This is a genomic window from Algibacter luteus (assembly GCF_030344935.1).
Lineage (GTDB): Bacteria > Bacteroidota > Bacteroidia > Flavobacteriales > Flavobacteriaceae > Arenitalea > Arenitalea lutea.
The window spans coordinates 2,140,193-2,155,045 of record NZ_CP128313.1; the positions used below are offsets into that span (position 1 = coordinate 2,140,193).

At 37.6% G+C, this 14,853-nt stretch carries 4 protein-coding genes; all 4 read right to left on the minus strand.

Annotated features, from left to right (window positions below; genetic code table 11):
- Positions 1-25: 25 nt before the first annotated feature.
- The gene (locus O5O44_RS08940; protein WP_289194034.1) at positions 26-568 is read right to left on the minus strand and encodes a hypothetical protein; all 543 of its coding nucleotides are present in this window, start codon (positions 566-568) and stop codon (positions 26-28) included.
- Positions 569-927: 359 nt separating this feature from the next.
- The gene (locus O5O44_RS08945; RefSeq protein ID WP_289194035.1) at positions 928-2,841 is read right to left on the minus strand and encodes an OmpA family protein; all 1,914 of its coding nucleotides are present in this window, start codon (positions 2,839-2,841) and stop codon (positions 928-930) included.
- Positions 2,842-2,852: 11 nt separating this feature from the next.
- A complete protein-coding gene (locus tag O5O44_RS08950; protein ID WP_289194036.1) occupies positions 2,853-3,788 on the minus strand; it encodes a PorP/SprF family type IX secretion system membrane protein in 936 nt (311 codons plus the stop codon).
- A gap of 14 nt (positions 3,789-3,802) precedes the next feature.
- Positions 3,803-14,836 (minus strand): HYR domain-containing protein, encoded by an 11,034-nt coding sequence (locus tag O5O44_RS08955; RefSeq protein WP_289194038.1) that lies wholly within the window; start codon positions 14,834-14,836, stop codon positions 3,803-3,805.
- Between the last annotated feature and the right edge of the window lie 17 nt (positions 14,837-14,853).

Consider the following 14,853-nt stretch of genomic DNA (forward strand, 5'->3'; position numbering starts at 1 on the left):
AATATTATTTGGGATTTGTTATTATTTAATGCCCTTTATTGTTTGGGTTTCGAACAAATGTTTTTATGACAACTAATTCTGACTTTTTACTGCTAGAACTTTTTATTTTGTTTTTTAATAATTTAGTTGCAACTATATTTGTACAATTCCAAGAATCTAAAACCGCATTACTATTTTGTTGGGTTTTTAAATATAATTTAACTGTATCATTAGGATTTAGTTGAATAACTTCACCAGTCATTTCTTTTCCATTTGAATCATTTAAAAACATCTGAGTTTTTATATTCATCAACTCATTTTCTGTTGATTTAATACTCTGAGAATTATACTTCTTTTTATCTGAACAATTTTCAGTCACCAATTTAATAGCATATTCTGAAATTTGCATTGAATTATTTTTAAGTTCTAAAACATGAATGTGTTCTTTTTCGAAATTAGGATTATCACTGTACTTAAGAACACTTAAGGTAAAATCGTTATTGGATTTTAGTTTTTGAGCACTAGCAACTAAGCAAATGCTAAAAGACAGAAAAAAAGTAAATAACGTTAGAGTCGATTTATTTTTCATGATTTAAGTAATGTTTTTTTATTTATTTTTTAGTAACCTAATCGGTAAAATAGGCCACATAGCGTATCTTTTAACAATTAATAAAAAATAATATAAAATTTTTCGAGGGAAAAAAAAGTGAGGGGAGAGCATTATTGCTTGATAATGCCATTTTAATATTTGTAATTAGATTCGGGGTCATAATTTAAAATTTTAGTAGGTTGTACAAAAAAACATATATGATATTAGTTCATCAAATATTCATGGTAAATCACTAATAAATTCGATTAAACGCGAGAACAGGTTTAATTATCGATTTAATTCGAATATTATCGCTAATCTAAATATCATTTATTGATTGTTTTCATATTAATTTTTTTTTATTTTTTAACTATATAAAAATATGATCTCCTATTTAATTGGTGTTCTGCTTCTGTACATTTAACATCATTACTACATTGGTTTAAAAGTTGACTTTCGCCATACCCAATAGCACTTTCAATTCTATGAGGTGCTATTCCTCTAGAAATTAAATGATCTCTTGTTGCCTTCGCTCTTTTATCAGATAGTCTTAAATTAAACTTATCTCGCCCACGACTATCAGTATGAGCTTCAATTTTAATAACCATATTTGGGTGAAGGTTTAATACATCAACTATATTTTCTAATTCATATTGAGCATCCAATCTTATATTCCATTTTCCAAAATCAAAAAATATTGGTTTAATTACGATTTGATTTCCTTGAATTAACGATTGTAAAAAGAAATCATGCTCAATTACATTACCATTTTTATCGTCAGTTTTGAATGTTTTTCTATCATCTGAGAAAGCTTTGGTAGTAGCAACTACGGTATATTGCTTATCACATTCAAGTGCTATTTGATAAGCTCCATTGATGTCTGATGTTGTTTCGTTTATAATTTTACCAGTTTCATCTATAAGCTTAACGCTAGCGTTACTTATGTTTTCATTATTTTTCTTATCTCTTATTATACCTTTAATAGTTTGAGCACATTCTTTACTATAAATGGTGTATATATCATCATTTCCTTTTCCACCAGGTCGGTTTGAAGATAAATAACTTCTTTGGTTTTCGTTAGATGGATCTACAAAATAAGCAAAGTCATCATATCCACTATTATAAGGAGCTCCAAGGTTCTGAGGTTCAGAAATGGTATCTTTTAATATGTTTGATTTAAATATATCTAATAAACCCATATTTATATGGCCATCAGAAGAAAAGTAGAACAAACTATCTTTACTAACAAAAGGGAACATTTCGCGACCTATGGTATTTATTTTTGGTCCTAAGTTTTTTGGTTTGCTAAATTTATTTTTCTCTAAAATGTCAACCACATAAATATCAGTATTACCAAATCCGCCTTCTCTATCTGAAACGAAATATAATTTTTTATTGTCTGGACTCAGTGCAGGATGACCTGTTGAGTATTTTTCATCGTTAATTGGCAATTCTTTAATATTTTCCCAACTATCTCCAATTAATGAGGCTTTATAAATTTTTAAATGTGTGGTCCCTTTTTTATCGTAATCTAGCTTGTTTTTTCTTGTAACATTATCTCTAGTGAAATAAATGGTTTTTCCATCGTTTGTAATAGCTATAGTGGCTTCATGATAATCAGAATTAATTTTTGAAGCCTTTATTAAATCTGGTTGATTGAATTCTAGTTTTTTATCAATTTCTTTTACTGAGACTTGATATAAATCAAGAAATGGTTCTTTGTTCCAACCATATTTTTTAGTTTCATTTAATCCTCTAGCCGAAGCAAAAAATAACTCATTTTTATAAATGAATGAACCGAAATCTGAATATTTAGAATTAAATGGCAAGCTTTTAACAGTAATAGAAAGGTCTTTATTAATAGTGTTCAATTCGTTGTAAATCAATAGATTATTAGTTTTGTAATCTTTGATCTGGCCGTCCTTATTTTGTGATTCTATAAATTTTTTGGTCCAAATATCAGCTTCAGCAAAATTACCTATACTTTTAAGTGATTGAATGTATTTAAAAAGATGTTCGGTGTCAATATTATATTTATCAACAGCCTTTCCATACCAAAAAACAGCTTTTTTAGAATTTGAATTGTTGTAATAACAATCTCCTAATCGTAATAAAATATGCTCATTAATTTCACCAGATTCATATGCCTTTTCATATAAATCAGCTGCTTTTATATAACCGTAGTTACTAAAAAATTTATCAGCCAATTTTATTTGCGCACTAATTACACCAGTACAAAAAACCAATAAGAATATTAAAAATTTTGTTTTCATAATCATTTAGTTTAGAAATACCTTGGTGATTTTATACGTTTACTTTTAAATAATTCATACATAAAGAGTATTTCGTGCGTTCCGCTTGTGTATGCACGTAATTCTGAAATTGGGTATTCATAGGCATATCCCAAACGAATTTGCTTAGACACTTGAAAATCGGTTATAGCGCCCAAAGCTTCAGCAGATTGATCAATTCTATATGATGCACCTATCCAAAAAACTTCATTAAATAAGAAGTTTGCTGTCATATCAAAAGATAAAGGTGCTCCATTTGTAGCCTTTAGCAAGATGGCTGGTTTAAATTTTATTGAATCATCCAGATTAAATACATATCCGCCTGTGAAATAATAACTCACACGTTCCAATGCCACATAATCTATAGCACCTCTTTTTCCTTTATTATAATCGGTATTTAATATTCTTGGAGCAGATAAACCAACATACCATTTGTCTGAATGTAAAAAAGCGCCTAATCCTAAATTTGGACTCCATCTATTTGATACATCATCAAAAAATGGATCATTTGAAACTGCTGGATCATCTAGTATAGACTGGTCCAGAGTATATTGGGTAAACCCAGCTTTTAACCCAAACGCTAGTTTCGTTTTTTCACTAAGAGGTAATGTATATGAAAAGTCGCCATAAAAGTATGTGAAATTTTCATAGCCTAATTCGTCATTTATAAAAGAAAAACCAATACCAACTCGTTCATTTCTAAGTGGACTGTGAATGGATATAGTTTGAGTGGTTGGACCACCTTCTAGACCTGCCCATTGACTTCGGTGCAATCCTACTAGACTCAATGTTTCTCTACTTCCAGCATACGCAGGATTTATAGATATTGTATTATACATATATTGAGTAAACTGAGGTAATTGTTGAGCAACACCAAACCAGCAATTTGCAAGTATTAAAATTATGATATGTAGTTTTAAAGACTTCATTTTATATCTGGGGTTTATTTAGTTCCTACGTAAAACGCTTTAGCAATAGGTTCTAATCCACTGTTTTTTAAATTAATAATATAGAAATAAGTTCCATTAGGTACTTTTTCCGCCTTACCAATTGATGAGTTATGTGTAAATCCATTCCAATTATTTTGATAATTTGAATTATCATATATCTTGGCTCCCCAACGGTTAAATATTTGTAGCTCTATGACAAAACCACAAGTTTCAACTCCAGTAATTGTAAAATATTCATTATAAGGATCTCCATTAGGAGTAACTACTTTCGAAACGATGACATCTTCTTTTCCACATGGTAATGGAATACATTCATCATGAATTTCAATACTTAATTCAACGGTATTCAAACAGCTACCATCAGCAATTGAATAACTGAATTTATAAGTTCCTAAAACTACATTTTCCGGATTGAAAACATTTTGATCTAATCTTGCATTGCCCTCAAGCACAATCCAGTTTCCACCAGATTGATTATTCTCTAAATATTTATTTAAATCTATTGCTCCATCATCATAACAGGCTCTATCATTTAAAGTAGTTACAATATTGTTTAATATAATATTTACGGTCTGAGTAAAAACTTTATTATTATTACAATCATCACTCACAGTCCATGTTCGTACAATATTATAGTCTGAAGGATTTAGTGGATCAAAATTGTTTACTTCTTCGAAAATAACATTTACATTACTTGAACAATTATCAATAAACTCAAGCGCTGGAATTTCAGGAATACTTTCGCAATTCACTGTTATAGAAGATTCTAAATTAGATACGAGCTCAGGGGCTTTAGTATCTTGAATCGTAAGTATTTGAACATGTGTAGTGCTTAACCCATTTTGGTCTGTCGCAATCCATTTACGCTCTAAAATATAATTAGAATCACATGATCCATCTATTCTGGTTTCAGAATATTGAACATCCACATCACCGCAAGGGTCTGAAGCATTTAGACTCGGTGCATTAGGCACATTATCACATTCAAATGTTCCATCACTTGGTAATGTTTCTATAAAAATTGGAGCCTCATTATCTATTACCGTTACGGTTTGTGTACAAGTGGCTGTGTTTCCTGAGCCATCTGTTACTGTCCATGTTACAATCGTTTCGCCTAATGGGAACGTACTTGGTGCATCGTTAGTAATGGTTGTTGTTGTACAGTTATCATCTACATTAGGTGTTCCTAGGTTGATATTTGTAATATCGGTAGTACAACCATTGGCATCGACATTTACATCTACTGGTGCAGCACAACTAACAAACGTTGGGTCTATATTATCAATGACTGTTACAGTTTGTGTACATGTTGCTGTATTTCCAGAACCATCAGTTACGGTCCATGTTACAATCGTTTCGCCTAATGGGAACGTACTTGGTGCATCGTTAGTAATGGTTGTTGTTGTACAGTTATCATCAACAGTAGGAGTACCTAGGTTGATATTGGCCGCTTCTGTTGAGCAACCTCCAGTGTCTACATTGACTGATACTGGTGCAGCACAACTCACAAAAGTTGGGTCTATATTATCGATTACCGTTACAGTTTGTGTACAAGTGGCTATATTTCCTGATCCGTCTGTTACGGTCCATGTTACAATCGTTTCGCCTAATGGGAACGTATTTGGTGCATCGTTAGTAATGGTTGTTGTTGTACAGTTATCATCAACAGTAGGTGTACCTAAGTTGATATTGGCAATATCGGTAGTACAACCATTGGCATCGACATTTACATCTACTGGTGCAGCACAACTAACAAAAGTTGGGTCTATATTATCGATTACCGTTACAGTTTGTGTACAAGTGGCTATATTTCCTGATCCGTCTGTTACGGTCCATGTTACAATCGTTTCGCCTAATGGGAACGTATTTGGTGCATCGTTAGTAATGGTTGTTGTTGTACAGTTATCATCAACAGTAGGTGTACCTAAGTTGATATTTGTAATATCGGTAGTACAACCATTGGCATCGACATTTACATCTAAAGGTGCAGCACAACTAACAAAAGTCGGATCGATATTATCGATTACCGTTACGGTTTGTGTACAAGTTGTTGTATTTCCTGAGCCATCTGTTACCGTCCATGTTACTGTCGTATCACCAAGTGGGTAAGAGGCCGGAGCATCATTCGTTACACTCGCTACTGAACAATTATCACTAGTTGTTGGTGTACCTAAAGTCACATTACTCGCATCTGTAGCACATGTTCCTGCATCTACATTCACTAATACCGCTGCTGGACAGGTTATGGTTGGATCGATATTGTCTACTACTGTTACTGTTTGTGTACAAGTTGTTGTATTTCCTGAGCCATCTGTTACCGTCCATGTTACAATCGTTTCGCCTAATGGGAACGTACTTGGTGCATCGTTAGTAATGGTTGTTGTTGTACAGTTATCATCTACAGTAGGAGTACCTAGGTTGATATTGGCCGCTTCTGTTGAGCAACCTCCAGTGTCTACATTGACTGATACTGGTGCAGCACAACTAACAAAAGTAGGATCGATATTATCGATTACCGTTACGGTTTGTGTACAAGTGGCTGTGTTTCCTGAACCGTCTGTTACTGTCCATGTTACAATCGTTTCGCCTAATGGGAACGTACTTGGTGCATCGTTAGTAATGGTTGTTGTTGTACAGTTATCATCAACAGTAGGTGTTCCTAAGTTGATATTTGTAATATCGGTAGTACAACCATTGGCATCGACATTTACATCTACTGGTGCAGCACAACTAACAAATGTAGGATCTATATTATCGATTACCGTTACAACTTGTGTACAAGTGGCTGTATTTCCTGATATATCAGTTACGGTCCATGTTACAATCGTTTCGCCTAATGGGAACGTACTTGGTGCATCGTTAGTAATGGTTGTTGTTGTACAGTTATCATCTACAGTAGGTGTACCTAAATTGATATTGGCAATATCGGTAGTACAACCATTGGCATCGACATTTACATCTACTGGTGCAGCACAACTAACAAAAGTCGGATCGATATTATCAATGACTGTCACAGTTTGTGTACAAGTGGCTGTGTTTCCTGATCCGTCTGTTACTGTCCATGTTACAATCGTTTCGCCTAATGGGAACGTACTTGGTGCATCGTTAGTAATGGTTGTTGTTGTACAGTTATCATCAACAGTAGGTGTACCTAAGTTGATATTTGTAATATCGGTAGTACAACCATTGGCATCGACATTTACATCTAAAGGTGCAGCACAACTAACAAAAGTCGGATCGATATTATCGATTACCGTTACGGTTTGTGTACAAGTTGTTGTATTTCCTGAGCCATCTGTTACCGTCCATGTTACAATCGTTTCGCCTAATGGGAACGTACTTGGTGCATCGTTAGTAATGGTTGTTGTTGTACAGTTATCATCTACAGTAGGAGTACCTAGGTTGATATTGGCCGCTTCTGTTGAGCAACCTCCAGTGTCTACATTGACTGATACTGGTGCAGCACAACTAACAAAAGTAGGATCGATATTATCGATTACCGTTACGGTTTGTGTACAAGTGGCTGTGTTTCCTGAGCCATCTGTTACTGTCCATGTTACAATCGTTTCGCCTAATGGGAACGTACTTGGTGCATCGTTAGTAATGGTTGTTGTTGTACAGTTATCTTCAACAGTAGGTGTTCCTAAGTTGATATTTGTAATATCGGTAGTACAACCATTGGCATCGACATTTACATCTAAAGGTGCAGCACAACTAACAAAAGTCGGATCGATATTATCGATTACCGTTACGGTTTGTGTACAAGTTGTTGTATTTCCTGAGCCATCTGTTACCGTCCATGTTACAATCGTTTCGCCTAATGGGAACGTACTTGGTGCATCGTTAGTAATGGTTGTAGTTGTACAGTTATCATCTACAGTAGGAGTACCTAGGTTGATATTGGCCGCTTCTGTTGAGCAACCTCCAGTGTCTACATTGACTGATACTGGTGCAGCACAACTAACAAAAGTCGGATCGATATTATCGATTACCGTTACGGTTTGTGTACATGTTGCTGTATTTCCTGAACCGTCAGTTACTGTCCATGTTACAATCGTTTCGCCTAATGGGAACGTACTTGGTGCATCGTTAGTAATGGTTGTTGTTGTACAGTTATCATCTACAGTAGGTGTACCTAAATCGATATTTGCAGCTTCTGTTGAGCAACCTCCAGTGTCTACATTGACTGATACTGGTGCAGCACAACTCACAAATGTAGGATCGATATTGTCGATTACCGTTACGGTTTGTGTACAAGTGGCTGTATTTCCTGAACCATCAGTTACCGTCCATGTTACTGTCGTATCTCCAAGTGGGTAAGAGGCCGGAGCATCATTCGTTACACTCGCTACTGAACAATTATCACTAGTCGTTGGTGTACCTAAAGTCACATTACTCGCATCCGTAGCACATGTTCCTGCATCTACATTCACTGATACTGCTGCTGGACAAGTTATGGTTGGATCGATATTATCGATTACCGTTACAACTTGTGTACAAGTGGCTGTATTTCCTGAACCATCTGTTACCGTCCATGTTACTGTCGTATCACCAAGTGGGTAAGAGGCCGGAGCATCATTTGTTACACTCGCTACTGAACAATTATCACTAGTCGTTGGTGTACCTAAAGTCACATTACTCGCATCCGTAGCACATGTTCCTGCATCTACAGGTACTAGTACTGCTGCTGGACAAGTTATGGTTGGATCGATATTGTCTACTACTGTCACAGTTTGTGTACAAGTGGCTGTATTTCCTGAACCATCTGTTACCGTCCATGTTACTGTCGTATCACCAAGTGGGTAAGAGGCCGGAGCATCATTTGTTACACTCGCTACTGAACAATTATCACTAGTCGTTGGTGTACCTAAAGTCACATTACTCGCATCCGTAGCACATGTTCCTGCATCTACAGGTACTAGTACTGCTGCTGGGCAAGTTATGGTTGGATCGATATTGTCTACTACTGTCACAGTTTGTGTACAAGTGGCTGTATTTCCTGATCCGTCTGTTACCGTCCATGTTACTGTCGTATCTCCAAGTGGGTAAGAGGCCGGAGCATCATTTGTTACACTCGCTACTGAACAATTATCACTAGTCGTTGGTGTACCTAAAGTCACATTACTCGCATCCGTAGCACATGTTCCTGCATCTACATTCACTAATACCGCAGCTGGACAAGTGATGGTTGGATCGATATTGTCAGTTACTGTTACAACTTGTGTACATGTTGCTGTATTTCCAGAACCATCAGTTACTGTCCATGTTACTGTCGTATCTCCAAGTGGGTAAGAGGTTGGAGCATCATTCGTTACACTCGCTACTGAACAATTATCACTAGTCGTTGGTGTACCTAAAGTCACATTACTCGCATCCGTAGCACATGTTCCTGCATCTACAGGTACTAATACCGCAGCTGGACAAGTTATGGTTGGATCGATATTATCGATTACCGTTACAGTTTGTGTACAAGTGGCTGTATTTCCTGAACCGTCTGTTACGGTCCATGTTACTGTCGTATCACCAAGTGGGTAAGAGGCCGGAGCATCATTTGTTACACTCGCTACTGAACAATTATCACTAGTCGTTGGTGTACCTAAAGTCACATTACTCGCATCCGTAGCACATGTTCCTGCATCTACAGGTACTAGTACTGCTGCTGGGCAAGTTATGGTTGGATCGATATTGTCTACTACTGTCACAGTTTGTGTACAAGTGGCTGTATTTCCTGATCCGTCTGTTACCGTCCATGTTACTGTCGTATCTCCAAGTGGGTAAGAGGCCGGAGCATCATTTGTTACACTCGCTACTGAACAATTATCACTAGTCGTTGGTGTACCTAAAGTCACATTACTCGCATCTGTAGCACATGTTCCTGCATCTACATTCACTGATACTGCTGCTGGACAAGTTATGGTTGGATCGATATTATCGATTACCGTTACGGTTTGTGTACAAGTGGCTGTATTTCCTGAACCGTCTGTTACCGTCCATGTTACTGTCGTATCTCCAAGTGGGTAAGAGGCCGGAGCATCATTCGTTACACTCGCTACTGAACAATTATCACTAGTCGTTGGTGTACCTAAAGTTACATTACTCGCATCTGTAGCACATGTTCCTGCATCTACAGGTACTAATACCGCAGCTGGACAGGTTATGGTTGGATCGATATTGTCTACTACTGTCACAACTTGTGTACAAGTGGCTGTATTTCCTGAACCGTCTGTTACCGTCCATGTTACTGTCGTATCACCAAGTGGGTAAGAGGCCGGAGCATCATTCGTTACACTCGCTACTGAACAATTATCACTAGTCGTTGGTGTACCTAAAGTTACATTACTCGCATCTGTAGCACATGTTCCTGCATCTACATTCACTGATACTGCTGCTGGACAGGTTATGGTTGGGTCAATATTATCAATTACTGTTACAGTTTGTGTACAAGTGGCTGTGTTTCCTGATCCGTCTGTTACCGTCCATGTTACAGTCGTATCTCCAAGTGGGTAAGAGGCCGGAGCATCATTCGTTACACTCGCTACTGAACAATTATCACTAGTCGTTGGTGTACCTAAAGTCACATTACTCGCATCTGTAGCACATGTTCCTGCATCTACAGGTACTAATACCGCAGCTGGACAGGTTATGGTTGGATCGATATTGTCTACTACTGTCACAACTTGTGTACAAGTGGCTGTATTTCCTGAACCATCAGTTACCGTCCATGTTACTGTCGTATCACCAAGTGGGTAAGAGGCCGGAGCATCATTTGTTACACTCGCTACTGAACAATTATCACTAGTTGTTGGTGTACCTAAAGTTACATTACTCGCATCTGTAGCACATGTTCCTGCATCTACAGGTACTAATACCGCAGCTGGACAGGTTATGGTTGGATCGATATTGTCTACTACTGTCACAACTTGTGTACAAGTGGCTGTATTTCCTGAACCATCAGTTACCGTCCATGTTACTGTCGTATCACCAAGTGGGTAAGAGGCCGGAGCATCATTTGTTACACTCGCTACTGAACAATTATCACTAGTCGTTGGTGTACCTAAAGTTACATTACTCGCATCTGTAGCACATGTTCCTGCATCTACAGGTACTAATACCGCAGCTGGACAGGTTATGGTTGGATCGATATTGTCTACTACTGTTACTGTTTGTGTACAAGTGGCTGTGTTTCCTGATCCGTCTGTTACGGTCCATGTTACTGTCGTATCACCAAGTGGGTAAGAGGCCGGAGCATCATTTGTTACACTCGCTACTGAACAATTATCACTAGTCGTTGGTGTACCTAAAGTCACATTACTCGCATCCGTAGCACATGTTCCTGCATCTACAGGTACTAATACCGCAGCTGGACAGGTTATGGTTGGATCGATATTGTCTACTACAGTCACAGTTTGTGTACATGTGGCTGTATTTCCTGAACCGTCTGTTACCGTCCATGTTACTGTCGTATCTCCAAGTGGGTAAGAGGTTGGAGCATCATTCGTTACACTCGCTACTGAACAATTATCACTAGTCGTTGGTGTACCTAAAGTCACATTACTCGCATCCGTAGCACATGTTCCTGCATCTACATTCACTAATACCGCAGCTGGACAAGTTATGGTTGGATCGATATCATCAATTACTGTTACAACTTGTGTACAAGTGGCTGTATTTCCTGATCCGTCTGTTACCGTCCATGTTACTGTCGTATCTCCAAGTGGGTAAGAGGTTGGAGCATCATTTGTTACACTCGCTACTGAACAATTATCACTAGTTGTTGGTGTACCTAAAGTTACATTACTCGCATCTGTAGCACATGTTCCTGCATCTACAGGTACTAATACCGCAGCTGGACAGGTTATGGTTGGATCGATATTGTCTACTACTGTTACAACTTGTGTACAAGTGGCTGTATTTCCTGAACCATCAGTTACCGTCCATGTTACTGTCGTATCTCCTAATGGGTATGAGGCCGGAGCATCATTTGTTACTGAAGCTACTGAACAATTATCACTAGTCGTTGGTGTACCTAAAGTTACATTACTCGCATCTGTAGCACATGTTCCTGCGTCTACAGGTACTAATACCGCAGCTGGACAGGTTATGGTTGGATCGATATTGTCTACTACTGTTACTGTTTGTGTACAAGTGGCTGTATTTCCTGAACCATCAGTTACCGTCCATGTTACTGTCGTATCACCAAGTGGGTAAGAGGCCGGAGCATCATTTGTTACACTCGCTACTGAACAATTATCACTAGTCGTTGGTGTACCTAAAGTCACATTACTCGCATCCGTAGCACATGTTCCTGCATCTACAGGTACTAGTACTGCTGCTGGACAAGTTATGGTTGGATCGATATTGTCTACTACTGTCACAGTTTGTGTACAAGTGGCTGTATTTCCTGAACCATCTGTTACCGTCCATGTTACTGTCGTATCACCAAGTGGGTAAGAGGCCGGAGCATCATTTGTTACACTCGCTACTGAACAATTATCACTAGTCGTTGGTGTACCTAAAGTCACATTACTCGCATCCGTAGCACATGTTCCTGCATCTACAGGTACTAGTACTGCTGCTGGGCAAGTTATGGTTGGATCGATATTGTCTACTACTGTCACAGTTTGTGTACAAGTGGCTGTATTTCCTGATCCGTCTGTTACCGTCCATGTTACTGTCGTATCTCCAAGTGGGTAAGAGGCCGGAGCATCATTTGTTACACTCGCTACTGAACAATTATCACTAGTCGTTGGTGTACCTAAAGTCACATTACTCGCATCCGTAGCACATGTTCCTGCATCTACATTCACTAATACCGCAGCTGGACAAGTGATGGTTGGATCGATATTGTCAGTTACTGTTACAACTTGTGTACATGTTGCTGTATTTCCAGAACCATCAGTTACTGTCCATGTTACTGTCGTATCTCCAAGTGGGTAAGAGGTTGGAGCATCATTCGTTACACTCGCTACTGAACAATTATCACTAGTCGTTGGTGTACCTAAAGTCACATTACTCGCATCCGTAGCACATGTTCCTGCATCTACAGGTACTAATACCGCAGCTGGACAAGTTATGGTTGGATCGATATTATCGATTACCGTTACAGTTTGTGTACAAGTGGCTGTATTTCCTGAACCGTCTGTTACGGTCCATGTTACTGTCGTATCACCAAGTGGGTAAGAGGCCGGAGCATCATTTGTTACACTCGCTACTGAACAATTATCACTAGTCGTTGGTGTACCTAAAGTCACATTACTCGCATCCGTAGCACATGTTCCTGCATCTACAGGTACTAGTACTGCTGCTGGACAGGTTATGGTTGGAATTGTATTATCTGGTATAGTTGATATTTCAAAACTTTCAGTTTCAGTACATCCACTATTACTATCGGTAACAATAACAGTATAGGTTCCAGCTGCTAAGTTTGACAAATCTTGAGAGTCTGAGTCTGGATCTTGAAGTCCGTTATTATCCCAGTCATATGTAAAGCTTCCTGTGCCACCAGAGACTGAAATATCTAAATCTCCATCTGAAGCATTTAAACAAGAAACATCGGTTTTAGAATTTAAACTTATAACTATAGCAGGCGGAAGTGTTATAGTATTAGATTCCTTTTCTACATCAGCTAAAGAACAACTTCCTGACCCATAAGAACCAGAGTAAGTTAATTCAGCCGAAAAATCACCTTCAAAAGGAGCTGATCCAGAATAGGTAAATGTTCCATTTTCTGTATTAGCAGTTCCAACTTGATTTCCGTTCAATTTAAAAACCCATTGATATGAATCTGAATAAGATGAACACCCACCTTGATTTAAATTACTTTCATATTCTATAGAATTGGTACAACCAACTCTTGAAATTGAAGGATCCATAGTAGGACAAGGAGAACAAATATTAGGATTAGCAAATGTAATTGAAGATGTGTTACAATTTGAATCTTCATAATTCATCACAGAATTTCCTGGTACTTGATTTCCACATCCAGTTGTTCCGTCAGACTCAATAGTATAAGTTAGGGTAATCGTTTCATCGTATAAACTCGAAACAAACCATGATATTAATGAGCCAGAATTTGTTGCGGTTCCTTTACTTGTATTTATAGATCCTGGTACTACTGAAAATCCATTTTGTACGGTATCAGAAACTAACGCTTGTCCTGGAATTTGTGTAGCTGCTGCTACTAACTTTCCTAAAATTTGATTGTATATACCAGTTAAATCAGCATTATTTTCAGTAGAATAAGCTCCAGCATTTTGAATACCATTTAAAGTAGCCAAAGCTCTAACTTGTTCTGTACCACTAATAGCACTAACTAAACCAATTGTGAAAATATTTTGATTATAAACAACGCCCGAAACAGTAGTAGTTTGAGCATTTACTCCAGCTTGTATTGCTTCTGTTTGACAAGCAGTAACAGAGGTGGTTGATCCACAACCACTAATTCCAGAATTGGTATTTCTAACTGTTGATACACCATCTGATAAGAGAATTATATTTCTTGAAGTAAAACAATTAAAAGTGCCTGTTGTGGATAAAATATTGTCTGCTTTTACAATCCCATCTTCTGTATTTGTACCACCACCAGTTACTATACTGTTAATGGCGTTAATTACAGAAGCTTTACCACTACTGCCTGTTAATCCAATATCAATGGTAGCAGTATTACTAAAACTAACTACAGAAACTCTATTTAGACCTGTTGGATTGTTAGCGGGTAAAAAGAAATTATTTACAAAATCTATAGCAGCATCTTGAGCATAATCGATTGGTTCTGGATTTGGGCCATCGTCCATACTTCCAGATCTATCAATGACCAATACCACTTCTTGAGCTTGAGCAGGAGGATTTCCAATAATTTCAAGCGTTATATCGAATTGATTACATTCTGCTGCATTTTCAACGGCATACTTATTAGCAACAACTTCTTGCGCAAATAATGACGACATAGAGAAAAACAATAAAACAGCCAAATACCACGTATTTAGTTGTTTGTAAGGTCTTTTATGAAAGAGTAATTGAATTCTCATATATTATTTTTAATTAA

Bases quoted from the DNA above. Each gene is read 5' to 3' on its own strand.
- O5O44_RS08940 (WP_289194034.1), bottom strand. From the start codon at position 568: ATGAAAAATAAATCGACTCTAACGTTATTTACTTTTTTTCTGTCTTTT.
- O5O44_RS08945 (WP_289194035.1), bottom strand. From the start codon at position 2,841: ATGAAAACAAAATTTTTAATATTCTTATTGGTTTTTTGTACTGGTGTA.
- O5O44_RS08950 (WP_289194036.1), bottom strand. From the start codon at position 3,788: ATGAAGTCTTTAAAACTACATATCATAATTTTAATACTTGCAAATTGC.
- O5O44_RS08955 (WP_289194038.1), bottom strand. From the start codon at position 14,836: ATGAGAATTCAATTACTCTTTCATAAAAGACCTTACAAACAACTAAAT.